General features: G+C 72.1%; 25 protein-coding genes. 13 read left to right on the top strand and 12 right to left on the bottom strand.

The genetic code is table 11. The annotated features are described in order from the left end of the window. Together GRQ65_RS19130 and GRQ65_RS19135 are read right to left on the bottom strand one after the other, a co-directional pair. On the bottom strand, window positions 1-891 hold an 891-nt coding region (locus GRQ65_RS19130; protein ID WP_237448546.1), incomplete at its 3' end, for an integrase core domain-containing protein. Between the two features lie 158 nt (window positions 892-1,049). Then, complete coding sequence (locus tag GRQ65_RS19135) at window positions 1,050-1,742, bottom strand: VOC family protein (protein WP_160879603.1); 693 nt, start codon at window positions 1,740-1,742, stop codon at window positions 1,050-1,052. 154 nt (window positions 1,743-1,896) lie between these two features. Here GRQ65_RS19135 and GRQ65_RS19140 point away from each other — a divergent pair, with 154 nt between their 5' ends. Further along, window positions 1,897-4,125: a CLIPPER-2 domain-containing protein gene (locus tag GRQ65_RS19140; RefSeq protein ID WP_160879604.1), complete on the top strand. Its 2,229-nt coding sequence runs from the start codon at window positions 1,897-1,899 to the stop codon at window positions 4,123-4,125. A 42-nt stretch (window positions 4,126-4,167) separates the two neighbouring features. Here GRQ65_RS19140 and leuE read toward each other — a convergent pair whose 3' ends face one another. The 3 genes from leuE to GRQ65_RS19155 form a co-directional block, all read right to left on the bottom strand. Continuing rightward, window positions 4,168-4,845: a leucine efflux protein LeuE gene (leuE, locus tag GRQ65_RS19145; RefSeq protein WP_160879605.1), complete on the bottom strand. Its 678-nt coding sequence runs from the start codon at window positions 4,843-4,845 to the stop codon at window positions 4,168-4,170. Between the two features lie 32 nt (window positions 4,846-4,877). Further along, a complete protein-coding gene (locus tag GRQ65_RS24180) occupies window positions 4,878-5,966 on the bottom strand; it encodes an Ig-like domain repeat protein (RefSeq protein WP_160879606.1) in 1,089 nt (362 codons plus the stop codon). A gap of 133 nt (window positions 5,967-6,099) precedes the next feature. After that, window positions 6,100-7,476, bottom strand: coding sequence for a GntT/GntP/DsdX family permease (locus tag GRQ65_RS19155; protein WP_160879607.1), 1,377 nt, complete (start codon window positions 7,474-7,476; stop codon window positions 6,100-6,102). Window positions 7,477-7,599: 123 nt separating this feature from the next. Between GRQ65_RS19155 and GRQ65_RS19160 the strand changes: the two genes are divergently transcribed. The 9 genes from GRQ65_RS19160 to araA all read left to right on the top strand — a co-directional run bounded on the left by GRQ65_RS19160 (window position 7,600) and on the right by araA (window position 18,993). Next, entirely contained in the window at window positions 7,600-8,613 is a 1,014-nt protein-coding gene (locus GRQ65_RS19160) for a LacI family DNA-binding transcriptional regulator (protein WP_160879608.1), read from the top strand. Window positions 8,614-8,674: 61 nt separating this feature from the next. After that, a complete protein-coding gene (locus tag GRQ65_RS19165) occupies window positions 8,675-9,745 on the top strand; it encodes an aldose epimerase family protein (RefSeq protein ID WP_160879609.1) in 1,071 nt (356 codons plus the stop codon). A gap of 115 nt (window positions 9,746-9,860) precedes the next feature. After that, the gene (locus GRQ65_RS19170; RefSeq protein WP_337191882.1) at window positions 9,861-10,862 is read left to right on the top strand and encodes an ABC transporter substrate-binding protein; all 1,002 of its coding nucleotides are present in this window, start codon (window positions 9,861-9,863) and stop codon (window positions 10,860-10,862) included. Between the two features lie 111 nt (window positions 10,863-10,973). Then, a complete protein-coding gene (locus GRQ65_RS19175) occupies window positions 10,974-12,587 on the top strand; it encodes a sugar ABC transporter ATP-binding protein (RefSeq protein WP_202388375.1) in 1,614 nt (537 codons plus the stop codon). After that, entirely contained in the window at window positions 12,580-13,695 is a 1,116-nt protein-coding gene (locus GRQ65_RS19180) for an ABC transporter permease (RefSeq protein WP_337191883.1), read from the top strand. The genes GRQ65_RS19175 and GRQ65_RS19180 overlap by 8 nt, the downstream gene beginning before the upstream one ends. Beyond that, window positions 13,692-14,702, top strand: a complete 1,011-nt coding sequence (yjfF, locus tag GRQ65_RS19185) for a galactofuranose ABC transporter, permease protein YjfF (RefSeq protein WP_160879611.1) — start codon at window positions 13,692-13,694, stop codon at window positions 14,700-14,702. Before GRQ65_RS19180 ends, yjfF begins: the two co-directional genes overlap by 4 nt. Beyond that, window positions 14,699-15,736, top strand: coding sequence for a LacI family DNA-binding transcriptional regulator (locus tag GRQ65_RS19190; protein ID WP_202388376.1), 1,038 nt, complete (start codon window positions 14,699-14,701; stop codon window positions 15,734-15,736). Before yjfF ends, GRQ65_RS19190 begins: the two co-directional genes overlap by 4 nt. A 5-nt stretch (window positions 15,737-15,741) precedes the next feature. Further along, complete coding sequence (gene araB, locus GRQ65_RS19195; RefSeq protein WP_160879685.1) at window positions 15,742-17,403, top strand: ribulokinase; 1,662 nt, start codon at window positions 15,742-15,744, stop codon at window positions 17,401-17,403. Window positions 17,404-17,466: 63 nt separating this feature from the next. Beyond that, window positions 17,467-18,993: an L-arabinose isomerase gene (gene araA, locus GRQ65_RS19200; RefSeq protein WP_160879612.1), complete on the top strand. Its 1,527-nt coding sequence runs from the start codon at window positions 17,467-17,469 to the stop codon at window positions 18,991-18,993. A gap of 262 nt (window positions 18,994-19,255) precedes the next feature. On the opposite strand, the gene GRQ65_RS19205 is transcribed toward araA, so the two are convergent. Genes GRQ65_RS19205 through GRQ65_RS19215 form a run of 3 tightly spaced genes read right to left on the bottom strand, consistent with a single transcriptional unit; the run spans window position 19,256 to window position 20,524 of the window. Beyond that, entirely contained in the window at window positions 19,256-19,429 is a 174-nt protein-coding gene (locus GRQ65_RS19205) for a hypothetical protein (RefSeq protein ID WP_160879613.1), read from the bottom strand. 57 nt (window positions 19,430-19,486) lie between these two features. Then, window positions 19,487-20,110 (bottom strand): sulfotransferase family 2 domain-containing protein, encoded by a 624-nt coding sequence (locus GRQ65_RS19210; RefSeq protein WP_160879614.1) that lies wholly within the window; start codon window positions 20,108-20,110, stop codon window positions 19,487-19,489. A 15-nt stretch (window positions 20,111-20,125) separates the two neighbouring features. After that, window positions 20,126-20,524 (bottom strand): FAD synthase family protein, encoded by a 399-nt coding sequence (locus tag GRQ65_RS19215; RefSeq protein WP_160879615.1) that lies wholly within the window; start codon window positions 20,522-20,524, stop codon window positions 20,126-20,128. A 97-nt stretch (window positions 20,525-20,621) separates the two neighbouring features. Here GRQ65_RS19215 and GRQ65_RS19220 point away from each other — a divergent pair, with 97 nt between their 5' ends. Both GRQ65_RS19220 and GRQ65_RS19225 read left to right on the top strand, forming a co-directional pair. Beyond that, window positions 20,622-21,905 carry a DUF445 domain-containing protein gene (locus tag GRQ65_RS19220; protein ID WP_337191884.1) on the top strand — a complete coding sequence of 428 codons (1,284 nt, stop codon included), beginning with the start codon at window positions 20,622-20,624 and terminating at the stop codon, window positions 21,903-21,905. 56 nt (window positions 21,906-21,961) lie between these two features. After that, a complete protein-coding gene (locus GRQ65_RS19225; RefSeq protein ID WP_160879616.1) occupies window positions 21,962-22,195 on the top strand; it encodes an RNA-binding S4 domain-containing protein in 234 nt (77 codons plus the stop codon). Window positions 22,196-22,204: 9 nt separating this feature from the next. On the opposite strand, the gene GRQ65_RS19230 is transcribed toward GRQ65_RS19225, so the two are convergent. Genes GRQ65_RS19230 through hisN form a run of 4 tightly spaced genes read right to left on the bottom strand, consistent with a single transcriptional unit; the run spans window position 22,205 to window position 24,702 of the window. After that, entirely contained in the window at window positions 22,205-22,573 is a 369-nt protein-coding gene (locus GRQ65_RS19230) for an FKBP-type peptidyl-prolyl cis-trans isomerase (protein ID WP_160879617.1), read from the bottom strand. A gap of 35 nt (window positions 22,574-22,608) precedes the next feature. Beyond that, the gene (locus tag GRQ65_RS19235) at window positions 22,609-23,352 is read right to left on the bottom strand and encodes an SDR family oxidoreductase (protein ID WP_160879618.1); all 744 of its coding nucleotides are present in this window, start codon (window positions 23,350-23,352) and stop codon (window positions 22,609-22,611) included. Beyond that, window positions 23,349-23,780, bottom strand: coding sequence for a CBS domain-containing protein (locus GRQ65_RS19240; RefSeq protein ID WP_160879619.1), 432 nt, complete (start codon window positions 23,778-23,780; stop codon window positions 23,349-23,351). Before GRQ65_RS19240 ends, GRQ65_RS19235 begins: the two co-directional genes overlap by 4 nt. 49 nt (window positions 23,781-23,829) lie before the next feature. Continuing rightward, window positions 23,830-24,702: a histidinol-phosphatase gene (gene hisN, locus GRQ65_RS19245; protein WP_160879620.1), complete on the bottom strand. Its 873-nt coding sequence runs from the start codon at window positions 24,700-24,702 to the stop codon at window positions 23,830-23,832. Between the two features lie 54 nt (window positions 24,703-24,756). Here hisN and GRQ65_RS19250 point away from each other — a divergent pair, with 54 nt between their 5' ends. Next, window positions 24,757-25,203 (top strand): DUF2231 domain-containing protein, encoded by a 447-nt coding sequence (locus GRQ65_RS19250; RefSeq protein WP_160879621.1) that lies wholly within the window; start codon window positions 24,757-24,759, stop codon window positions 25,201-25,203. The last annotated feature ends 1 nt before the right edge of the window (window position 25,204 follow it).

Raw genomic sequence — 25,204 nt, forward strand, 5'->3', positions numbered from 1 at the left:
CTGGTGGGGTAGCGAGCGGTGGGGCCGGCGGTGGTTGTACTCCTGCGCGAAGGCGGTCAGCATCGTGTCGAGGTCGGCGATCGTGGTGGGCTGGACGGGCTGGGCGCGCAGCCACTTCTTCATCGTCTGCTGAAACCGTTCGACCTTGCCGCAGGTGGTGGGGTGGTTGGGTCGGGAGTTCTTCTGCACGATGCCCAGGCGGCGCAGCTCGTGCTCGAGTTGGCTGCGTCCGCCCTTCCCGCCAGCGAATCGCACGGTGTAGACCATGCCGTTGTCGGTCAGTGTGGATGCCGGGTATCCGTGCAGGTCAGCGGCGTGGCGGAAGGTGGCCAGCACGATCGGTGCGGTGATGCGCGGGTGGGCACTGAGATGCAGGACGTAGCGCGAGCAGTCGTCGAGCCAGGTGATGACCTCGACGTCTTGTCCTGGGCTGCCGTCGGGGCGAGCGAGCCGGTAGTGGGTGAAGTCGGACTGCCAGGTCTCGTTGGGCTGGTCGGCTTGGAAACGGATGTAGGAGGCCTTGGGCCGCTTGGACGGGTCGGGGGTGACAGTGCCGGCACGCACGAGGATCCGGTTGATCGTGGCGCGTGAGACGACGAGGTCGTGGCGGTGGCGCGGGTGCCAGTCGATGGTGTCCGCGCCGGCGTCGAGTCCGCTGTCGCGCAGGTGGCTGCGCAGACGCAGGATGAGGTCGACCGTGGCCGTCGGTGTGGCGTTGGGGTTGCTCTTTGGTGCTCGTGACCGGGGTTCGAGCGCGGCGTCACCCTCGGCCTCGTAGCGGGCTTTGAGCCTGTAGACCCAGGCGCGGTGCACGCCGTAGCGGCCAGCGACCTCGGAAGGGCTCAGACCCTCGACGAACAGGGCGGTGATGACCAGACGCGCCTTCGACATGGCCGAGCCTGACGCCGCTCACAGCTGTCGCCCATCACCTGAGACTCGTGTCGCCGATGTCGCGAGACACCTGTCGCCGATGTCGTGAGCCAGCACACTGCCCCCGCTACACAGATGATCAGCCCTCGACTCTCACGGGTCGGGGGCTGATCTGCTTCTCAGGGGCTTCCACGCAGGTGGAACTCGTTGCCGTCGGGGTCCGCCAGCTCCACGTCGGTCCCGCGCGTGCGGAGCGTCGCCCCCAGGGCCACCAGCCGCTCGACCTCGGCGTCCAGGTCGTCGGGGTCGTCAGCCACCAGGTGGAGGTGCACCCGGTTGCGGCCGAGGCGCTCGTCGAGGGGCGGGCCGCCCCACGCGATCTTCGGCCCCGCGGGGTCCTGCTGGATCGCCGTCTCGCCGTCCTGGTCGTGGACCATCGGCCAGCCCAGGGCGGCCGACCAGAACACCCCGACCTCTCGGGTCCCGTCGCAGGCGAGCTCGCCGAGCAACGGCGTACCGGCGAGCCACTGGTTCCCCTCCTCGATGACGCAGAACGCGTTGCCCTCGGGGTCGGCCAGCACGACGTGGTCCTCGTCCGGCTGCTGGCCGACATCGACGTACGACGCACCGAGACCGACCGCGCGCGCGACCGTCTCCTCCTGGGTGGAGGCGTTGCTCGTCAGGTGGAGGTGGGTCTGGCTCGGGAGCACCAGCGGCTCGGCGGTGGCCTCGAAGGTGATGGGGAAGGGGAAGGCGGGGCCGGGCAGCAGGGTCGTGCCGCGCCGCTCGAGACCGAGGAGGCGTTGCCAGAACGACGCCTGGGCGTCGGGGTCCGAGGCGAGGACGGTCACGCCGCCCAGCAGCGCGGGCACCTCGTCACCCTACGACCGCGTCGGGGAGCGGTCCACGGCTCCGGAATGGTCGGAACGGGCCATTGCCCGGGGGCCCGCTAGGTGCCGTCGGACGACGGCGCCTACGGTGTGCCGACCCGGTCGAGGGGGACCGGGCACGACGGGGGGTCTTCTCATGTCCACACGCGCGCTCGAGCGCATCGCAGGTGTCGTGGTCGGAGGGGCGCTCGTCGCCTCGTCGGTGGTGGTTGCCGGGGTCGTCACAGCCGTGCCGGCTGCCGCCGCCGGTCCCGCGCTGACCCTGGTGAAGACGTCGTCGCTGCTGACGGACGGGGGCACGCCGGGCAAGGCGGACAAGGGTGACGTCATCCGCTACCGCTTCGACGTCGAGAACACCGGTGACGTGCCGCTCGACGACGTCGACATCGACGACGACCAGGTCGAGGTCGACCCGCCGTTCCTCCCGGCGCGGCTGGCGGCCTTCGAGCTCCCGCTGTACTCGGTCCACCTCGAGCCCGGCCAGAAGCAGACCTTCTACGGCGACTACACCGTGACCCAGGACGACGTCGACGGCTCGCCCGACCCGATCGTCAACACCGCGACGGCGACGGGCACGACGAGCGAGGGCGGCACCCCGGTGGTCTCGCCGCCGTCGAGCACGCGGACCCCCGTCGTCGACGCTGCGCCCAAGCTGGCGCTGACCAAGACGAGCGCGATCACGACCGACGAGGTGACACCGGGCAAGGCGGACGTCGGCGACGTCATCACCTACACCTTCGAGGTGGAGAACACCGGCAACGTCACCGTGCTCGGCACCACCGTCTCGGACGAGATGGAGGGACTCTCCGCGACATCGCCGCTGTCGATCCCGACGCTGACGCCGGGGCAGAAGGGCACGTTCAGCGCGACCTACACCGTCGTCCAGGACGACATCGACCAGGCGAGCGACATCTGGAACTACGCCACCGCCCGGGGCACGACCCCGAAGAGGGTGCCGGTGGCGTCCTCGCCCGCAGGCACCCCCACGCCGATCGCGCGGGCCGAGCCCGCCATCGCCCTCGTCAAGACCGCCGCGCTCACGACCGACCGCGGCACGATCGGGACCCTCGACGCTGGCGACGTGCTGACCTACACCTTCACGGTCACCAACACCGGCGGCATGGCCGTCAACGGCGTGCGCATCGAGGACCTCAAGGAGGGGCTCTCCGCGGTCTCGCCGGAGTCGGTGCGGAAGCTGCCGAAGGGCGGCACGGCGACCTTCACCGCGACGTACGTCGTGACCGCGGCCGACGTCGCGTCCGGCGGCCCGATCGTCAACACCGCCATCGCGGAGGGCTTCGTGCCGCCGGAGGGCTACGTCGCCTCCGACGAGGCCAGCGCCCGGGTGCCGCTCGTGCTGCCGCGCGACCCGCAGCCGACGCAGCCGGCCCTACCGACCCAGCCGACCCAGCCCACGACCCCGAGCGCGCCGGTGGGGCCGCCGGCGATCACGTCGAGGACCTCGGTGCGCGACGTGGTGCTCGAGGTCGACGGCGCCGGACAGCCGCAGCCGGTGCAGATCCACGACGACGTGACCCTGAGCGGTCTGGTCGGCCGCGTGGCCGGATCGGTCGCGAGCCGGGCGGTGCCCCGCGCGGGCGAGGCGACCCTCTACGGACCGGTGGCGAAGGCGTCGGCTCTGACCTGCACGCCGGGGAAGGCGGTCGGCACGGTGTCGTTCAGCGGCGGCAACGGCGTGGTGCGCACCGGGTCGGTGACGGTGCGCCAGCCCGGCTACTACGTGTGGGTGGCGAAGGTCGACGCCGACGCCCAGCAAGTCGGGGCGACCCACGACTGCGGGCTCAAGGCGGCGATCACGCGCGTCCACCGGGCGCCGTACGGCCCGATCGAGGTGCAGACCGGCTTCTCCGGGGTGCTCGGCGACCTGCTGAGCCGGGCCGGTGGGCGTGCCTCCGTGGCCGCGACGTCGGTGCGGGTGCCGGCGCTCGGGATGAGCGCCCGTCTCTCCGCGGTCGGGCTGGCGAAGGGCCGCATGGTCATCCCGCACGACATCCGGCGCGGGGGCTGGCTCGCCCGTTCCGCCGCGCCCGGTGAGGCGATCGGCTCCACCGTGATCGCGGGCCACGTGTCCGACCGCAGCGACCGCCCCGGCGCCTTCGACCGGCTGCGCCGCGCAGCGAAGGGCCAGCTCGTCCTGGTCCGCGACGCCGCCGGCCGCACGACGCGCTACCGGATCGCGACCGTCACGGCCCAGCCGCGCAGCCGTGGGCTGTCCGGGGCGGCCGTGTCGACCACGGGCTCGCACCGGCTCGTGCTGGTGACGTGCACGGGCAAGGTCGTCTACCCCGACGGGCGCTTCCACTACACGAAGAACCTCGTGGTGGTCGCGACGCCCGTCGGCTGAGGCCCGGCGTCCGGGTCAGGCGTCCAGGTCAGGCGACTGGGTTCAGGCGCTCGCGGTCGCGAGCTTGACCGCGAAGCCGAGGAAGACCACGCCGACCGCCGAGGTCGCGCCCGCCGTGAGACGGCGACGACGCCGTGCGACCTCGGCGAGACGGGCGCCGGCGAGGATCAGCACGCTGAGGTAGACGAAGCTGCCGAGCTCGAGCAGACCGCCGAGCAGCAGGAACGACAGCGCCGGCCGGTCGTAGGCCGGGTCGACGAACTGCACGAAGAAGGCGACGAAGAACAAGATCGCCTTGGGGTTGAGCAGGCTCACCACGAGGGCCCGGCGGAAGACGCGCTCGGTCGACGTCGCCGTCGACGCTGCCGTGGACGGGGTCCCCGCGACGGCGGATGCCGTGGCGAGCGGCAGCGCCCGACGCCGCCAGGCGGCCCACGCCGCGCGGAGCATGCCGATGGCGAGCCAGCCGAGGTAGCCCGCCCCGAGGTACTTCACGACGGCGAAGGCCGTCTCGTGGGTGCTGAGCACCGAGACGACGCCCAAGGCCGAGAGGGTCATCAGGACGGCGTCGCCGGTGAAGACGCCGCACGCGGCGCGGTATCCGGTCGGGACACCGCGCCGCGCGGCGACGGAGAGGACGTAGAGCGAGTTGGGACCGGGCAGCAGGATGATGAGCACCAGTCCGACCAGGTAGGACCCGAGGTCCGTCACGCCCCACACGGCGAGGATCGTCGCACGTGCGGGGCGTGGTGTCAGCGCACGCGGACCTTCTGCGGAGCGCTGGCGGAGCCGCTGATGCCGCTGCCGCCGCTGAAGGTGGCGACGAGGACGTGCTTGCCGCGCTTGAGCCGGGGCAGCTTGAGGCTGACGGTGCGGCCGCTGACCGCCGCGGTGGCGATGGTGCGGCCTTTGTCGGTGATGGTCAGGGTGCCGGTCGGGGCGGCCGAGGAGGCGATCGTGACGACGGCCTTCACCGCACGTCGGCTCGCCTTCAGCTGCATCGAGGTCGCGGACGAGGCCGCCGCAGCGCCGGTGCCGGTCCCGGTGCCCGTACCGGTCCCGGTCCCGGTGCCGGTGCCGGTGCCGGTGCCGGTGCCGCCACCGGTGCCGGCGGCCTGCGCGAAGAGGCCGACGTACGGCGTGACGTACTTCTTGCTGCCGCCGTAGCCGGCGACGGTGAACGCCATCTGGAAGTGGTCGCCGGACTGGGCGATCGGGCAGGGGGCGGTGCCGTCTCGACGCGACTGGCACTCGGGCGCCTGGGTGCCGGAGCCGATGAGGGTGCGGGTGGCGATGACCGGGACCTGGATCTCGAGCACGTCACCGCGGGAGAGCTCCCACTTCAGACCTTCGGGGCTGCCGATGAGGTAGCCGCCGTTGAGTCCCTTGGCGAAGGTGAGCTCCTTGGTCTTGAGCTGCTGCGATGAGCCCGACTTGGTGAGGTCCCACAGGATCGGGGCCTGCTCATCGGCGGGTACGACGCCCGCGGGCAGCATCAGCTCGGGCAGCACGGGCACGGCGTCGGCGCACGCGAGGCCGACCAGGCCGATGTAGCCGCGGACGTAGAAGATCTCCCCGACCCGCGGCACCTGGCCGCTCGGCGAGCGCCAGCCGACGTCGGCGCTCATGCCGGGGCCCGGGTTGCCGGTGAAGCAGTTGATGAGCACGTCCTCGTCGTGCTTGCCGGGGTTCCAGTCGCCGGCGGCCGCGCCGGCGCTCGGGGCGAGGGCCGTCATGGCGGCGAACAGCCCGGCGACGCTCACCGCGACCCGGGTCAGGCGGCGGCGCCGTGCGGGCCGGTGCCGGGTGGGGGTGGTGCTGGGCAGAGCAGGGGCGGTCACGGTGACTCCTCGAGTCGCTGGGGTGGTGGTGTGCCCCCACGCTCTCGACGCCCGCTTGCCGCGGGGTTGTCCCCGGCTTGCGAGCCCTTGCGACCTCCCTGCGGTGCCTGCGGTGCCTGCGGTGCCTGCGGGCTCAGGCCAGCAGGGCCACCAGCAGCACCGGCGGCAGCGAGACGAGCGAGGCCATGCTCGTCACCGTCGTCATCGACTTCAGCGCGCCCTTCGTGGTCACCCCGAGCAGTGACTTGAACATCCAGAAGAAGTTGGAGTTGACCGTCAGGGCGAACATCGACCCGGACGCGATCGCGAGACCGACCGCGATCGGTGCGACGTCGATCGAGCCGAGCACCGGGGCGATGATCCCGGCCGCGGTGATGGCGGCGACGGAGACGGACCCGATCGCGAGGTGCAGGACCGCCGCGATCACCCAGGCGAGCAGGATGCTCGTGACGACGGCGGCGCCCTCGCTGGCGGAGAAGAGGCCGGCCAGGGTGGCGTCGAGGCCGGTCGCCTCGATCACCGCACCGAGCGAGCCGCCGATGCCCGTGATGAGCAGGATCTCCCCGGTGGTGTGGAAGCCGGTCTTCACCGCCTCCTCGGTCCGCTCGGTCCCGGTGGCGGCGCGGGCCAGGGCGTAGGCGCCGAGGAGCCCGACGAAGAGCGCGACGTTGGCGTCGCCGACGAAGGCGATGAAGGAGTTGGAGAAGTCGAGCAGGTCCGCGAACGCACCGAAGGCGATCATCGCCAGCGGCACCAGGATCGGCAGCAGCGAGACCGCGAGCGGCAGGTCCACGTCGTGCAACTGGGCTCGCTCGTCGGGGCCGGTCCCGGCCGTGCCGGTCTCGACCCCGGCGCGCCCGTCGTCGGGGGCGTCGTCCTCGGCCTCGTCGGTGGCGGGCTTCCACCACCCGGCGCGCAGCATGAGACCGAACAGGAACGTCGTCACCAGCGCGGTCACCGGGCCGAGCACCACGCCGTAGAGCAGCCAGGTGCCCAGGGACACGTCGAGGAGGCCCGCGATCGAGACGGCGGCCAGCCCCGGGATGACGAAGACGTAGCCGGCGAAGATGCCAGTGCCGATGGCGCCGGCGAGGTGGGCGAGCCCGCGCGGACCGATGTGCGGCGCCGAGGAGCGGGCGATCGGCGCGGCGAGCACGACCTGCACGTCGACGTAGATCGAGGGGAAGACCAGCGACAGGGCCCCGGTGAGGGCGTACGGCAGCCGCCGGGCGCCGACCACGCCCAGCAGGGCTGTCACCAGCTTGCGGAAGGTGCCGAGGGAGTGCAGCAACGCGCCGATCAGCACGCCGAACCCGATCAGCAGGCCCACCTCGGCCATGATCGACCCGAAGCCCCCGGTGATCGCGGCGACGGTGTCGGCGAAGCCGACCCCGGCGGCGAGGCCGAGGTAGAGCGAGGCGAGCACGAGCGAGATGACGGGGTCGATCTTGGCCCCGATGATCAGGCCCACGACGAGCACGATGGCGATGACGGTGTGGACGACCTCCACGGGCCTGGCCTCCTCGGTCGGGTCCGCCCACCGTAGGGCACGGCTCCCCACCGGCGGCGCGGTGGCGGCGCGTCGGTCGACGCGTCAGGCCCACCCGGCTCCGTCAGCCCTAGGATCCATCCCATGACAGCGCAGCGCTCCGGCCGGGCCCCGAGCATGGCCGACGTCGCTGCCGCCGTGGGCGTCTCCCACCAGACGGTCTCGCGGGTCCTCAACGACTCCTCGCTGGTGCGCCCGGACACCCGGGAGCGCGTGCTCGCGGCGATCGCGGAGCTGGGCTACCGGCGCAACAACGCGGCGCGCGCCCTCGCGAGCCACCGGTCGCGCCGGATCGGGATGGTCGCCGCCCACCTGGGCTACTACGGCCCCAGCACGCTGGCCACCGCGGTGCAGGCCGCCGGGCACGAGTCCGGGTACGACGTCTCCCTCATCGCCGTCGAGCACCTCGACGCGGACACGCTGCGCGACGCGATCGAGCGACTGCTCGGCGAGGCGGTCGAGGCCATCGTCGTCGCCGTGGCGCACACCGCCTTGCTCACCGAGGCGCACACCATCGACGCCCCCGTCCCCGTCGTGCTGGCGCAGGGGGTCACGAGCGGCCAGCCCCTCGCCGTCGGCATCGACCAGACCGCGGGCGGCCGCACGGCCACGGACCACCTCCTCGGGCTCGGCCACACCCGGGTGGCCCACGTGACCGGTCCCCTCGGGTGGGCCGAGGCCGACCAGCGTCGCGTGGGGTGGCAGGAGGCGCACACCGCCCGTGGCCTCGAGCCCGGTCCGGAGATCGAGGGCGACTGGACCCCCGAGAGCGGCTACCGCGCCGGTCTGCGCCTGGCCGAGGACGCCTCGGTGTCGGCGGTGTTCGTCGCCAACGACGCGATGGCGGTCGGGGTGCTCAAGGCGCTGGTCGAGAGCGGGCGCCGGGTGCCCGACGACGTCAGCGTCTGCGGCTACGACGACACGCCGGAGTCGGCGTTCCTCCTGCCCTCGCTGACCACCGTGCGCCAGTCCTTCGACGTCCTGGGCCGCCAGGTCGTCGACCTCACCCTGCGGGCGCTCGCCGGCGACGAGGCGCCCACGGCGCCGCTGCTCGCCCCCGAGCTCAAGGTCCGCGGGTCGACCGCACCGCCCGCCTGACCGACGCCTCGGACGGGGCTGGGGGAGTGCGTGCAGGGCGTCGCGTTGTTAACGTTCACACATGACGCGACGAGTGTTCGGGTCGATGCCCGACGGCAGCGACGTGCACGTGCTCACGCTGGGCGCCGAGCCCGGTGCGGTGGTCGAGCTGCTGACCCTGGGGGCGACGGTCCACCGCTTCGAGGTGGCAGGGGGCGACGGGCGCCGCCGTGACGTGGTGCTCTCGCAGGGGAGCGTCGAGGAGCGGCTCGCCTCGGGCGACTACCTCGGCGGGACCATCGGGCGCTACGCCAACCGGATCGCCGCCGGCCGCTTCGAGCTCGACGGGCGCACCGTCGAGGTGCGCACGCACGACCGCGGCAACTCCCTGCACGGCGGCCCCGACGGCTTCGACCGCCGGGTGTGGACCGTCCTGTCCCACTCCGGGTCCAGCGCGAGTCTCGAGCTGGTCAGCCCGGACGGGGACATGGGCTTCCCGGGCGAGCTGACCGTGCGGGTGCACTACGAGCTCGTCGAGGACGACAGCGGGGTCCGGCTCACGGTGCGGCACGAGGCCGAGACCGACGCTCCGACGGTCGTCAACCTCACGAACCACGCCTACGTCAACCTCGAAGGCGCCGGATCCGGTGCTGTGGACGATCACGTGCTCAGCGTCGAGGCCGACCACTACACGCTCGTCGACGACACGGGCATCCCGCTCGGTCCCGAGCACTCACCCGTCGACGGCACTCCCTTCGACCTGCGCACGCCGAGCCGCCTGGGGCCGCGTGTGCGCTCGGACCACCCCCAGGTCGCCGCGGCGCGGGGCATCGACCACAACCTCGTCCTGCGCGACGGCACGCCCGGCGTCGTACGCCGGGCCGCAACCCTCACCTCGCCCGCCTCCGGCCTGCGTCTCGAGCTGCACACCGACCAGCCGGGGCTGCAGGTCTACACGGGCAACTTCCTCGACGGGTCGCTGCGCTCGCCGGCGGGGGTCGCCTACCGCCAGGGTGACGGCATCGCCCTGGAGCCCCAGCTCGCCCCCGACTCGCCGAACCAGCCCACCTGGCCCAGCAGCGTGCTGCGACCGGGGGAGCGCTACACCTCTGCGATCGCCTGGCACGTGACCGCCTCGACCCCTCTCGAGTGAACGTTCACAAATTCTCGTCGTGGGGGTTGACGCCACCTCGTGTGAGCGTTCACACTCCTTCCCAGTGACGCCGGTCACAAGGGCGAGAGCCCACTGATCTGGAGGATTTCAAGTGGTGAAGAAGACCCTGATCGCGGCCACCGCGATCTCCCTCAGCGCGATGGCGCTGACGGCCTGTGGCTCGGACTCGGACAGCAGTGCAGGCGCCGACGGCGACTCCGGCAACGGCTCGATCACGATGGGCTTCGCCCAGGTCGGCGCCGAGTCGGGCTGGCGCTCGGCCAACACCAAGTCCATCGAGGACTCGGCGAAGGAGGCGGGCATCGACCTGAAGTTCTCCGACGCCCAGCAGAAGCAGGAGAACCAGATCAAGGCGATCCGCTCCTACATCCAGCAGAAGGTCGACGTCATCGCCTTCAGCCCGGTCGTCGAGACCGGGTGGGACACCGTCCTGCAGGAGGCCAAGCGGGCCAACATCCCCGTGATCCTCACCGACCGCGCGGTCGACTCCGAGGACACCTCGCTCTACAAGACGTTCCTCGGCTCCGACTTCGTCGAGGAGGGCCAGAAGGCCGGCCAGTGGCTGGTCGACAACGCGGCCGACTCCGACGTCGACGGCGACGGCGACATCGACGTCGTCCAGCTCGAGGGCACCACCGGTGCCGCTCCGGCCATCGACCGGGGCGAGGGCTTCGCCGACGCCATCTCGGCCGACCCGAAGATCTCGGTGATCGCGTCGCAGACCGGTGACTTCACCCGCGACGGCGGCAAGCAGGTCATGGAGTCGTTCCTGCAGTCGGAGAAGGGCATCGACGTCGTCTTCGCCCACAACGACGACATGGGCCTCGGCGCCATCGAGGCGATCAAGGCCGCCGGCCTCACCCCGGGCAAGGACATCAAGATCATCACCGTCGACGCGGTGAAGGACGGCATGACCGCCCTGGCCGCCGGCGAGATCAACTACATCGTGGAGTGCAACCCGCTCCTCGGTCCCCAGCTGATGGACCTCGCCGAGAAGGTCGTGGCCGGTGAGGACGTCCCCGAGCGCGTCGTCACCGAGGAGACCACGTTCGACCAGGAGCAGGCCGCCGAGGCCCTGCCCACCCGCGAGTACTGAGCCCAGCACCACCCCCGCTGGCCAGCACCCGCACCCTGACGCGCTGGCCCGGCCGGTCCCCTCGACCGGCCGGGCCGGCGTCACCACGAGGGCCGCAGGACGAGGAGAGACATGACGACCACGGACACCGACCCGCAGACCGACGGGGCAGCCGCCCCGCGGCCCGCCCCCGACACCGCGCCGAGCGCCGGCGTGCCCGTCGTCGAGATGCAGGGCATCTCGATCACCTTCGGTGCCGTGCGCGCCCTCGACCAGGTGAGCCTGCGGCTCTTCCCCGGTGAGGTCCACGCGCTCATGGGCGAGAACGGCGCCGGCAAGTCGACCATGATCAAGGCGCTCACCGGCGTCTACACGATCGACTCCGGCCGGATCGTGGTCGGCGGCGAGCAGGTCGAGTTCGGCACCCCGGCCGCCTCGCAGGCCGCCGGGATCAGCACGGTGTACCAGGAGGTCAACCTGGTCACGAACCTCACCGTCGCCGAGAACATGATGCTCGGGCGCGAGCCCCGGCGCTTCGGCGGCATCAACACCCGCGCGATGAACCGCAAGGCGGGGGAGACCCTGCAGCGGCTCGGACTCGACGTCGACCCGGCCTCGGTCCTCGGCGACCACCCGATCGCCGTCCAGCAGCTGGTCGCCATCGCCCGCGCGGTCGACGTCGAGGCGCGCGTGCTGATCCTCGACGAGCCCACCTCCAGCCTGGACGCCGACGAGGTGGCCAAGCTGTTCGAGGTGATGCGCACGCTGCGCGACGACGGCGTGGCCATCGTCTTCGTCTCGCACTTCCTCGACCAGATCTACGAGATCTCCGACCGCATGACGATCCTGCGCAACGGCCGTCTCGTCGAGGAGCGCATGGTCTCCGAGACCAGCCAGCTCGAGCTCGTGAAGCTGATGATCGGCCGCGAGCTCGAGGCCCTCGAGCAGATCGACCGCGAGGTCGCCGCCACCGACAGCGCCGACACGGGTGCGCCCGTCATGAAGGTGCTCGGACTGAGCCGCAAGGGCTCCCTCGAGACGACCGACCTCGAGCTCCACGAGGGCGAGGTCGTCGGGCTCGCCGGTCTCCTGGGCTCGGGCCGCACCGAGCTCGCGCGCCTGCTCTTCGGAGCCGACACCGCCGACACCGGCGAGGTGCAGTTCCGCTCCGAGCGGCGCCGGCTGCGCAGCCCGCGGCACGCCATCGACCGCAAGGTCGCCTTCTCGAGCGAGGACCGCAAGGCCGAGGGCGTCATCGGCGACCTCACCGTCGCCGACAACATGCTCCTCGCGCTGCAGGCCTCGCGCGGGTGGCTGCGCCCGATCCCGCAGTCGACCCGCACCACCCTGGTGCAGGAGTACATCGAGAAGCTCGACATCCGTCCCGCCGACCCGCAGGCGCTCATGCGCAACCTGTCCGGCGGCAACCAGCAGAAGGTCCTGCTCGCCCGCTGGCTCATCACCCAGCCCGAGGTGCTGATCCTCGACGAGCCGACCCGGGGCATCGACATCGGTGCCAAGGCGCAGATCCAGGCCACCGTCGCGGACCTGGCCCGCCAGGGCCTCTCGGTGGTCTTCATCTCCGCCGAGCTCGAAGAGGTGCTGCGCCTGAGCGACCGGCTGGTCGTCATGCGCGACCGCCGCAAGATCGCCGAGCGCCGCAACGACGGCCTGAGCGTGAGCGACGTCCTCGAGATCATCGCGGGCGAGGCCCGCCAGGACCAGGAGGCCCACCCCCGTGACTGACACCCTGACCCGCCCGACGCCGTCGGGCTCACCCGGGCCCTCGCCCGCGCCGCAGCGCCGCCTGCGTGCCTCGTCGTCGACCAAGGCCCTGCTGTGGCCGGTGCTCGCCCTCGTGGTGCTGCTCGTGGTCAACGTCGTCGCGACGCCGTCGTTCTTCGACATCCGGCTGCAGGACGGCCACCTGTTCGGGCCGCTGGTCGACATCGCCCGCAACAGCGCTCCGGTGATGCTCGTCGCGCTCGGCATGACGCTGGTGATCGCGACCCGCGGCATCGACCTCTCGGTCGGCGCCATCGCCGCCATCGCCGGCGCGGTCGCCTGCGTCCACATGGCCGGCAGCAGCGCCGAGGGCGCCTTCGCCACCGCGGCGGTCGGCTGCTTCACGGCACTCGCGGTCTGTCTCGTGCTCGGCCTGTGGAACGGCTTCCTCGTCTCCGTCGTCGGGATCCAGCCGATCATCGCGACCCTGGTGCTGATGGTCGCCGGGCGCGGCCTGGCCCAGCTGATCACCGACGGGCAGATCACGACGGTCAACAACGACTCCTTCAGCAACCTCGCCTCCGGGTTCGTCCTGGCCGTGCCGCTCGCGACCGTCGTCGCGGTCGCCGTCGTCGCGCTCACCGCGCTCGTCGTCCGTCGTACGGCGCTCGGCATGCTCGTCGAGTCGGTCGGCATCAACCCCGAGGCCAGCCGGCTGGCCGGGGTGCGCTCGCGCACGATCATCTGGACCGTCTACGTCTTCTCCGGCCTCTGCGCCGGACTGGCCGGTCTGATCATCGCCGCCAACACCCGGTCGGTGAACGCCAACAGCCTCGGTCTGTTCATCGAGCTCGACGCGATCCTCGCGGTCGTCATCGGCGGTACGTCGCTCGCCGGCGGCCGGTTCTCGATCCTCGGCACGGTCGTCGGTGCGGTGTTCATCACGACCCTGACCCGCACGGTCGTCAACGTCGGCATCCCGTCCGAGGCCAACTACCTGTTCAAGGCGCTCGTCGTCGTCGCGGTCTGCCTGCTGCAGTCGCCGCGCGCCCGCGCCGCGTTCCGCGTGCGACGGGTCCGCCCGGCCGCGCCGACGTCCGCCCCCACCTCGAAGGCTGGTCTCGCATGAGCACCGCGACGCTCCCCACCACCGGCCCGTCGGCGTGGGACCGGGTCCGCAGCTACACCCCGTCGTCGAAGTACTACCCCGTCCTCGCGACGACGGCGCTGTTCATCGGCATGTTCGGCATCGGCAGCCTGCGCTTCGAGGGGTTCGGCGACCCGCAGGTCTTCCTCAGCCTGCTGCTCGACAACTCCTTCCTCATCGTGCTCGCCGTCGGCATGACCTTCGTGATCCTCACCGGGGGCATCGACCTCTCGGTCGGCTCGGTGGTGGCGCTCTCGACGATGATCGCGGCCAAGACGCTCGAGATGGGCTGGTCGCCGTACCTCGCGATCGTCGCGGTGCTCGCCGCCGGCACCCTGCTCGGGCTGCTCATGGGGCTGCTGATCCACTACTTCGACATCCAGCCGTTCATCGCCACGCTCGCCGGCATGTTCCTGGCCCGCGGGCTCTGCTACATCATCAGCATCGAGGCGATCCCGATCCGCGACCAGACGTTCTCGGACTGGGCCTTCAAGACGGTGAACCTGCCGGGCGGCTACTACATCGGCTACACCTCGGTCATCGCGCTGCTCACGGTCGCGGTCGCGGTGTGGGTGCTCGCCCGCACCCGCTTCGGGCGCACCGTCTACGCCATCGGCGGCAGCGAGAGCTCGGCGCTGCTCATGGGGCTCAAGGTCGCCTCCACCAAGGTCGGCGTCTACGTCATCAGCGGCTTCTGCGCCGCCCTGGGCGGTCTGCTCTTCGCGCTCTACACGCTCTCCGGCTACAGCCTCAACGCCGTCGGCATGGAGCTCGACGCCATCGCCGCCGTCGTCATCGGCGGCACGCTCCTCACCGGTGGCCGCGGACTGGTGATCGGCTCCCTGGTCGGGGTGCTGGTCCTCGGCATCATCCAGACCTTCATCTCCTTCGACGGCACCCTGAGCTCCTGGTGGACCCGCATCGTCATCGGCCTGCTCGTGCTGGTCTTCGTCGTGATCCAGCGAGTGGCCACCCGGCGCCAGTCATGACCGACCTCGTCCCGAAGCCCGCGGTGGAGCGCACCCCGGTCATGGCCGACGTGGCCCGGCTCGCCGGGGTGTCGCACCAGACGGTCTCCCGGGTCGTCAACGACCACCCCAACCTGCGCCCCGAGACCCGCGAGCGGGTGCAGCGCGCCATCGAGCAGCTCGGCTACCGCCCCAACACGGCGGCCCGGGCGCTGGTCACGCGCCGCTCCGGCACCATCGGGGTCATCGGCTCCAAGAGCGGCTACTGGGGGCCGAGCACGGTCCACCGCACGGTGCAGGCGGCCGCCCGCGCCGCGGGGTTCTTCGTCAGCTCGGTCAACCTGCCCGCGCTCACGCGCACCGAGGTCGTCGACGCCATCGACCACCTGCGCTCGCAGGGCGTGGAGGGGGTCGTGCTCATCGCCGCCACCGACGAGGCGCTCGACGTCGCGCGCTCGCACCAGGCGGCCGGCCTGCCGGTCGTGGTGGTCGAGGGCGACGAGACCAAGGCGCGCTGGACCGTGGGCGTCGACCAGGTCCGCGGCGCCGCGATGGCGACCGAGCACCTGCTCGGCCTCGGCCACACCGAGATCGTGCACATCGCCGGACCGCAGTCGTGGACCGAGGCCCGGGCCCGTCTGGCGGGCTACCAGGAGGCGATGTACTCCGCCGGGCTGCGCCCCGCGCCGCCCCTGATCGGCGACTGGTCCGCGCGCAGCGGCTTTGCGCTCGGGTGCGACGACATCGTCGCCCGCCACGACGTCACGGCGGTGTTCTGCGCCAACGACCAGATGGCCCTCGGGCTGCTGCGGGCCCTGCACGAGAGCGGTCGCCGGGTGCCCGAGGACGTCAGCGTCGTCGGCTTCGACGACATCCCCGAGGCGGCGTTCCTCATCCCGCCGCTGACCTCGGTGCGTCAGGACTTCGGCGCGGTCGGGCGCCGCGCGATCGAGATCCTGCGCGCCGTCATCGAGGGCCAGACGCCCCCCGAGAGCCTGATCAGCCCCGAGCTCGTCGTCCGGACGAGCTCGGTCGTCCCACCCGTCCGGAAGTGAGCAGCATGTCTGAGCAGTACGTCATCGGCGTCGACTACGGCACCCTGTCGGGACGCGCCGTCGTCGTCCGCGTCTCCGACGGCGCCGAGCTCGGCACCGGCGTGCACGAGTACCCCCACGCCGTCGTCGAGGACCGGCTCCCCGGCGTCGGCCCGGACGCGCGCCGGCTGCCTCCGGAGTGGGCGCTGCAGGTGCCCGAGGACTACCGCGAGGTGCTGCGCGTCGCGGTGCCCGCCGCGGTCGAGGCGGCCGGCATCGACCCCGCCGACGTCATCGGCATCGCGACCGACTTCACCGCCTGCACGATGGTGCCGACGCTGGCCGACGGCACCCCGCTCAACGAGGTGCCGGCGTACGCCGACCGACCGCATGCCTACGTCAAGCTCTGGAAGCACCACGCCGCGCAGGGCCAGGCCGACCGGATCAACCGGCTCGCCGAGGAGCGCGGCGAGGCGTGGCTGCCGCGCTACGGCGGGCTGATCTCCTCGGAGTGGGAGTTCGCCAAGGGGCTGCAGCTGTTCGAGGAGGACCGCGAGCTCTACGACGCCATGGACCACTGGGTCGAGGCGGCCGACTGGATCGTGTGGCAGCTGTGCGGTCGCTACGTCCGCAACGCCTGCACGGCCGGCTACAAGGGGATCCGCCAGAACGGCCGCTACCCGATGGCGGAGTTCCTCGAGGAGCTCGCACCCGGCTTCTCGGCGTTCGTGCCCGACAAGCTCGAGCACGAGATGGGCGAGCTCGGCGACCGCGCCGGCACGCTGACCGCGGAGGCGGCGGCCTGGACCGGGCTGCCCGAGGGCATCGCGGTGGCGGTCGGCAACGTCGACGCCCACGTCACCGCCCCCGCCGCCCAGGCGACCGGGGCCGGTCAGATGGTCGCGATCATGGGCACCTCGACCTGCCACGTCATGAACGCCGACGTGCTCCGCGAGGTCCCCGGCATGTGCGGCGTCGTCGACGGCGGCATCGTCGCGGGCAGCTGGGGCTACGAGGCCGGCCAGTCCGGGGTCGGCGACATCTTCGGCTGGTTCACCCGCACCTGCGTGCCCCCGTCGTACGTCGAGGCCGCGGACGCAGCGGGGGAGTCGGTGCACCAGCACCTCACCCGCCTCGCCGAGCAGCAGGTCGTCGGCGAGCACGGCCTGGTCGCGCTCGACTGGCACAGCGGCAACCGCTCCGTGCTCGTCGACCACGAGCTCTCGGGCCTCGTCGTCGGCCTGACGCTGGCCACCCGGCCCGAGGACGTCTACCGCGCGCTGCTCGAGGCGACGGCGTTCGGCACCCGCGTCATCGTGGAGACCTTCCGCGAGGCCGGGGTCCCGGTCGAGGAGTTCATCGTCGCGGGCGGGCTGGCCAAGAACGCCCTGCTCATGCAGATCTACTCCGACGTGACCCGCCTGCCTCTGTCGATCATCGACTCCGAGCAGGGACCGGCCCTCGGCTCGGCGATCCACGCCGCCGTCGCGGCGGGTGCCTACCCCGACGTGCCCACCGCGGCGAAGTCGATGGGCAAGGTGCGCAAGGCCGTCTACGTGCCCGACGAGCAGCGCGCCGAGGCCTACGACCGGCTCTTCTCGGTCTACCTCGAGCTCCACGACCACCTCGGCCGCGACAGCGACGTCATGCGCCGGCTCAAGGCGATCCGCCGGGAGGTCCTCGCCTAGTCCAGCCCGGCTCCGCTCCCGCACCGCCCCGCTCGCACCACCCGTCCAGGAAGGACACCCCGCATGACCCACCAGCCCGTCCCCGAGGCCGTCCCCGAGGTCTGGTTCCTGACCGGCAGCCAGTCGCTCTACGGCCCCGAGACGCTCGACCAGGTCGCCGACCAGTCCCGCGCCATCGCCGAGCGGCTGGCCGGCTCCGCCGACCTGCCGGTGCGGATCGTCTGGAAGCCGGTGCTGCTCGACGCCGTCTCCATCCACCGCCGCCTGCTCGAGGCCAACAGCGCCCCCGAGTGCGTCGGGGTCATCGCGTGGATGCACACCTTCTCCCCGGCGAAGATGTGGATCACCGGGCTCGACTCCCTGCAGAAGCCGCTGCTACACCTGCACACGCAGGCGGGCATGGCGCTGCCGTGGTCGACCATCGACATGGACTTCATGAACCTCAACCAGGCCGCCCACGGCGACCGGGAGTTCGGCTACATCCAGTCTCGGCTCGGGGTGGCGCGCAAGACCGTCGCCGGCCACGTCGAGAACCCCACGGTCGTCGCCCGCATCGCCGGGTGGGCGAGGGCCGCGGTGGGTCGTGACGCGCTGCGCCGCACCCGGCTGGCGCGGTTCGGTGACAACATGCGCGACGTCGCCGTCACCGAGGGTGACAAGGTCGAGGCGCAGCTGCGCTTCGGGGTCTCGGTCAACACCTACGGCGTCAACGACCTCGTCGCCGTCGTCGACGACACGACGCGGGTCACCGACGCCGACGTCGACAAGCTGTGCGTCGAGTACGCCGACTCCTACGACGTCGCCCCCGAGCTGCTGCCGGGCGGCGAGCGCCACGAGTCGCTGCGCTACGGAGCACGCATCGAGCTCGGGATGCGCACCTTCCTCGAGGACGGCGGCTTCACGGCGTTCACGACGAACTTCGAGGACCTCGGCGGGCTGCGCCAGCTGCCCGGCCTCGCGGTCCAGCGGCTGATGGCCGACGGCTACGGCTTCGGCGGCGAGGGCGACTGGAAGACCTCGGTGCTGCTGCGCGGCATGAAGGTCATGGCCGCCGGTCTGCCCGGCGGGACGTCGTTCATGGAGGACTACACCTACCACCTCGTCCCGGGCCAGGAGAAGATCCTCGGCGCGCACATGCTCGAGGTCTGCCCGACCATCACGACCGCCCGTCCGAGCCTGGAGATCCACCCGCTCGGCATCGGTGGGCGCGAGGACCCGGTCCGGCTGCGGTTCACCGCCGACCCGGGCGAGGGCCTGGTCGCGGGCCTGTCCGACCTGGGCGACCGCTTCCGCCTGACCGTCAACGAGGTCGACCTCGTCGAGCCCGACGAGGCGCTCCCGCAGCTGCCCGTGGCGTGCGCGGTCTGGGAGCCGCGTCCGTCGCTGTCGACCTCGGCCGAGTCGTGGCTGATGGCCGGCGCGCCGCACCACACGGTGCTGAGCACCGCGCTCGACTCCGAGGTGCTGGACGACTTCGCCGAGATGACCCGCACCGAGCTGGTGCTCATCGACGCGAACTCCACGCCCCGCTCCGTCCAGCGCGAGCTGCGCTGGAGCGCGGCGTACCACCGCCTCGCGCAGGGGCTCTAGTCGCAGGGCGTCTAGTCAGGGAGCTCCGAGGCGTCGGGTGCGACCTCGCGGCGACCCTCGCCGGTCGGGGGCGCCGTCAGGGCGCTCCAGGCGGTGTACTCGTCCTCCGACATGACCCGAATCACCGGGGCGCTCCTTCCGTGGTCTGCGCGCTGGCTACGCATCCATGGCAACTCCCGACGGGCGGCTGTGCTGCCCGGTCGGCCCAGATGGGGCCGAACGGAGGAGGAGCGGACCAGACCGGTCGGAGCTCGGTGAGGGGTCAGCGCGCGGACTGGGTCTGCGGGGCGCGGTCAGGGGTGGCGGAGGAGGTGGCCCAGGCTGCGCCTGTGACACCGAGGGCCAGCAGCGCGGCGGCGAGGGCGGTCGCGAGCGGCTGGCGTACGAACGAGCTGGGGTGCGACATGGCGCGAGGTGAGGAGGCGGCGGCGGACATGGCGGGAGCATGCCCCGCCGACACGCCTGTGAACCGTCCCTGCCGCAGGTGTGACCTTCAGAACTCGTAGTCGAAGGCCCGCAGGTCCGGCTCGAAGAGCTCGGCCACCCGCTGGCGCGCCCGCAGGGTGTAGACGTCGCGGTAGTCGGGGCGACCGGGGTCGATGTTGACCGACTGCAACTCGGTCCACTCGAGGCCGAGGTGGTCGTAGATCGTGTGCAGGTCGGCCTCGAGGCTCTCCTGGCGGCCGATGAAGTCGGCCCGTCCGGCCGGCACGTCGAGGAAGCGGATCTGCGGCTTGCGCAGCCGCGGGTGCTCGTCGGGAGCACCGAGCACGAAGGACTCGAAGTCGGGGTAGGTCTCGACGATGGAGGCGGCGAACCGGTTGCGCTGCAGGTGGTCGACGTAGCGCTCGACGCCCTGCGCCGCACCGTCGCGGAAGCGCTCCATCATCCGCCACCACGACAGCATCCGCGCCCACGGGTTGCGGACGAACCCGGCGGTCCAGTAGTCCGCCAGCCCGGGCTCGAGCTGCAGCAGGCGGTCGAGGGGTGCGTGGCGGTTGGCAGCCGGGATGCGGCGCACGTCGCCGAGCGCCGCCGTCAGCCCGTTGTCGATCGTCGACCCGCCGGTCTTCTGGACGTGCACGAAGAGGAACCGGTGCGAGTCGGAGATGAGCACCCCGAGAACCTACCGTCAGGCCAGGTCGGAGATCTTCTCGATCAGCGCGGTGGTCGAGATCGCCGGGGTGCGGGGGAGGTAGACGACCTCGCAGACGTCACGGAACTCGTCGAAGCGGCCCTCCCAGTCGTCGCCCATGACGAGCACGTCGGCGCCGAACTGTTCGATGTAGTGCCGCTTGAGCTCGAGGCTCTCCTCGACGAAGACCTCGGAGACGGGCTTGAGCGCCCCGACGATCGCGAGCCGCTCGGCCTGGCTGAAGACCGGCTGGCGGCCCTTCTTGCTCTGGTTGAGCGCATCGGAGGAGACACCGACGACCAGCCGGTCGCCGTACGTCGCGGCGCGCTCGATGACCCGCAGGTGACCGACGTGGAAGACGTCGAACGTGCCGAAGGTCAAGACGGTGCGGGGCATGGCGGGCAGTCTCCCACCCGGCGTGCCGCGGGGAGCAACCCGGAGCAGCGCGTGGCAGGTTCCGCCTGCTGCTCACCCCTCCGCCTAGTCTTCGACCGTGTCCAGCCGAGCCAGCTCTCCGGCCAGCGTCCCCGTCGTCGGCGGCGACCTCGCCGCCGACGAGCAGCGGCGCAGCGCGCTGCGCCGGATGCGGACGGTGGCGACCGGGCTGCTGGTGCTCGCGGCCGTCGTCTACGTGCTCACCCTCGACCGCGGGGGAGCGCTGGGCTTCGTCAACGCCGCGGCCGAGGCGTCGATGGTGGGCGCGATCGCCGACTGGTTCGCGGTGACGGCGTTGTTCCGCCACCCGCTCGGGCTGCCGGTGCCGCACACCGCGCTGATCCCGCGCAAGAAGGACGAGCTCGGCCGCGGGCTGCAGGAGTTCGTGGGGGAGAACTTCCTGCAGGAGGCGATCATCCGCGAGCGCCTCGACGCCGCCCACGTCGCGAGACGCTTCGGCGTCTGGCTCAGCGAGCCGGCCCACGCCCAGCGGGTCGTCGACGAGGTGGCCGAGGTCGCCGCGATCGCGCTGACGAAGGTGCGCGACGACCACGTCGAGTCGCTCGTGCGCGAGGCGCTGCGCCCACGCTTCCACGAGGAGCCGATCTCGCCGCTGCTCGGCAGCCTGCTCGAGGAGGCTCTGCGCGACGACCTGCACAAGGGGCTGGTCGACCTGGCCCTCGACGAGATGCACGGCTGGCTCCTCGACAACCCCGACACCGTCGCCGACGTGCTGGGCGAGCGCGCGCCGTGGTGGGCGCCCACCCGCGTCAACGAGGCCGTCATCACCCGGCTCCACGTCGAGCTGGTGCGCTGGGTCGCCGACATCCGCGACGACCCGCGCCACCGCGCCCGGCTCGCGCTCGACTCCGTCCTCGTGCAGCTGGCCCAGGACCTGCTGCACGAGCCCGAGACCCAGGCGCGCGCCGAGCGGCTCAAGGACCGCCTGCTCGACAACCCGGCGGTGATCCGCTCGGCGATCTCGCTGTGGGACGCCCTGCGCCGCGCGCTCACCGCCTCGCTCGCGGACCCGCAGGGCGCCGTACGCCGCCGCCTCGGCACCGAGGTCGACGCGCTGGCCGCCCGGCTCTCGACCGACGAGGCGCTGCAGGCCCGCGTCGACGGGCACGCCGCCGACGCGGCCGTCTTCGTCGTCGAGCGCTACGGCGACGACCTGACCGCCGTCATCACCCACACGATCGAGCAGTGGGACGGCCAGGAGGCCTCCGAGCGCATCGAGCTGCACGTCGGTCGCGACCTGCAGTTCATCCGCATCAACGGCACCGTCGTGGGCGGGCTCGTCGGCCTGCTCATCCACGCGGTCAGCGTGCTCATCTCCTGAGCTGGCGCGGTCCGGGCTGATTTGGGCCGCGACACGCCCGGGGAGAGACTGGGGGCGTGAGTGACTACAACGACGTGCCGGTCGACGACGACGCGATCAAGCTCGGCCAGTTCCTGAAGCTCGCGAACCTCATCGAGTCCGGTGGCGAGGCCAAGCAGGTCCTCTCGGGCGGCATCGTCCGCGTCAACGGCGAGGTCGAGACCCGACGCGGCCGCCAGCTCGAGCGCGGCGACGTCGTCAGCGTGGCTGCGAAGTCGGCGCGTGTCGGCGGCGAGCGCGTCTGGGAGTGACCCGGCGGCTCAGCTGACGCCGAGCAGGTCCACGACGAACACCAGGGTCTCGCCCGGCTTGATGACGCCTCCGGCGCCGCGGTCGCCGTAGCCGAGGTGCGGCGGGATGACGAGCTGGCGGCGACCGCCGACCTTCATGCCCTGCACGCCGGTGTCCCAGCCGGAGATGACCTGGCCCACGCCGAGGCGGAAGCGCAGCGGCTCACCGCGGTTGTAGGAGGCGTCGAACTCCTCCCCGGTCGAGTGGGCGACGCCGACGTAGTGCACCTCGACGGTCTGGCCGGCGGCAGCCTCGGGACCGTCACCCTCGCGCAGGTCGGTGACGACGAGGTCGGTGGGCGGGGTGGGGTCGACGAAGTCGATCTCGGGCTTGTCCATGGCTCCGACCCTAACCAGGCGCCGCTGCGGCCGGGTCAGCGCCCGCCGGCCACCCGCAGCGTGGTGCCGGTGACGTACGACGCCTCCTCGCCCATCAGCCAGGCCACGGCGTCGGCGACCTCCTCCGGCTCGCCGGCACGACGCATCGGCACCGTCGGGGCGACGCGCTCGACGCGGCCGGGCTCGCCCGCGTCGGCGTGGATGGAGGTGCGGATGATGCCGGGCGCGACCCCGACGACGCGCACGCCCTGCTCGGCGACCTCCTCGGCCAGGCCCAGCGTGAGCGCGTCGACGCCCGCCTTGGCGGCGGCGTAGTGGACGTACTCGCCGGGTGATCCCCGGGTCGCGGCCGCGCTGCTGACGTTGACCAGCACCCCGCCGCGACCGTCGTACGCCGTGGAGAGGGCGCGCACGGCGGCCCGGGCCACCAGGATCGCGCCGGTGAGGTTGAGCTCCACCGTGCGGCGCACGACGTCGGGCGGGGTCTCGGCGAGGGTGCCGGTGTGGAACGTCGCGCCGGCGTTGTTGACGACGCCCGTGAGCGGCCCGGCCGCGGCGAAGAGCCGCTCGACGCCGTCCTCGGCGAGGAGGTCCGCCTGCACCAGCGTGCAGGCGGCGCCGGCGTCCTCCACCGCCGCCCGGGTGAGCTCGGCGGCGGCGTCGTCGCGGGCCCAGCCGAGGACGAGGTCGTGACCGTCGCGGGCCAGTCGGGTCGCCACCGCGGCCCCGATGCCGCGGGTGCCGCCGGTGACCAGGACGCGCTTGCGGGGGCCGGTCACGTCGAGTGCACGTAGCTCTCGAGCTGCTCGCGCTCGTACTCCAGGTGGCTGATCCTGTGCTTGACCACGTCGCCGATCGAGACGACGCCGACGACGCGGCCGTCCTCGACGACGGGCACGTGGCGGATGCGCCGGCGCGTCATGGTCTCCATCAGCTCGTCGAGCCCGGCGTCGGGGGAGCAGGTCTCGACGGTCTCGGTCATGATCGCGCGCACGGTGTTGTGGACGACCGTGCCGTCGCTGTGCAGGTGACGCACGACGTCGCGCTCGCTGACGATGCCCTCGAGGGTCACGCCGTCGGAGCTCACGACCAGGGCCCCGACGTTGTGCTCGGCGAGACGGGCGACGAGCTCGCGCACCCCGGCGTCGGGCGCGATGCTCACCACGTCGTGGGACGACTTGGCCTGGAGCACGTCGGCGATCCGCATCCGCCGACGTTAACGAGTCCCGGCGCCGCTGACCAGGGTCGCGGGGCCGTCAGTCCTCGGTCTGGGTGCCGCGCGGTCGCAGTGCGGAGACCGAGCCCGGGCCGGTGGAGCGCGAGCCGGTGTCGGGGTCGTCGTCGTCGACGGAGCCGAGGAACGACAGCACCGCGTCGTGCAGGTGGCCGTTGGTGGCGACGACGTTGCCGCCCCAGGGACCGTCCCGCCCGTCGAGCGAGGTGAAGCTGCCGCCGGCCTCGCGCACGATGACGTCGAGCGCGGCCATGTCGTAGACCTCGAGCTCCGGCTCGGCGGCGACGTCGACGGCGCCCTCGGCGAGCAGCATGTAGGACCAGAAGTCGCCGTAGGCACGGGTGCGCCAGCAGCGACGCATCAGCGAGACGAAGTCGTCCATCATCCCGCGCTCCTCCCAGCCGTGGAGGGAGGCGTAGGACAGCGAGGCGTCCTCGAGGCGGCGTACGTCGGACACGTGGCACGGGGTCGCCTTGAGCAGCGAGCGCCCGGTCCAGGCGCCGTTGCCGGCCGAGGCCCACCAGCGGCGCTGGAGCATCGGGGCGGACACGACCCCGAGCACGACCTCGTCGTCGACCGCGAGAGCGATGAGGGTCGCCCACACCGGCACCCCGCGCACGAAGTTCTTGGTGCCGTCGATCGGGTCGACGATCCACCGTCGCTGGCTGTGGCCGCTGGTGCCCTGCTCCTCGCCCGTGATCGCGTCGCGCGAGCGGACCCGCCCGAGGGTGCGGCGGATCGCCTCCTCGACGGCCTGGTCGGCGTCGGTGACGGGGGTGAGGTCCGGCTTCGACATCACGTGCAGGTCGAGGGCCTTGAACCGCGCCGTCGTCAGGGAGTCGGCGTCGTCGGCGAGCACGTGGGCCAGCCGCAGGTCGTCGGTCCAGTCAGCCACGAGGCCACCCTAGAGGGACCTGAACCGAACCGGGCGCCCGTCCGTGTGTGAGCCGTGGAGATCAACGGTCTGCCCCTGCACGCCCTGGTCGTGCACGCAGCGGTCGTGTTCGGACCCCTCTCGGCCCTGGCGGGCCTCGCGTACGCCGTGCCTCGCTGGCGCGCGCGGATGCGCTGGCCCCTCGTCGCGAGCGTGACCATCGCGCTGGTGTCGATCTGGGTCGCCTACTTCTCCGGCGAGCAGCTGGAGGAGGCCAACACCTACGGCGGCCCGCTGGGCGAGCTGCTCGAGACGCACGAGGAGCGGGCCGGGATCCTGCGCATCTCGGTGACAGCGTTCGCCGTCGCGACGTACGTCGCCGCGTGGCTGCACAGCCGGCCAGGCCGCGGCGGCGCCGTGGCCGCGGGGGTGGTGGCCGGTCTCGGCGTGCTGACCCTCGTCTACACCGTGCTGACGGGCGACGCCGGCGCCAAGATCGCGTGGTACGGCGTCAACGGCTGAC

Source organism: Nocardioides flavescens (assembly GCF_009823805.1).
GTDB lineage: Bacteria > Actinomycetota > Actinomycetes > Propionibacteriales > Nocardioidaceae > Nocardioides > Nocardioides flavescens.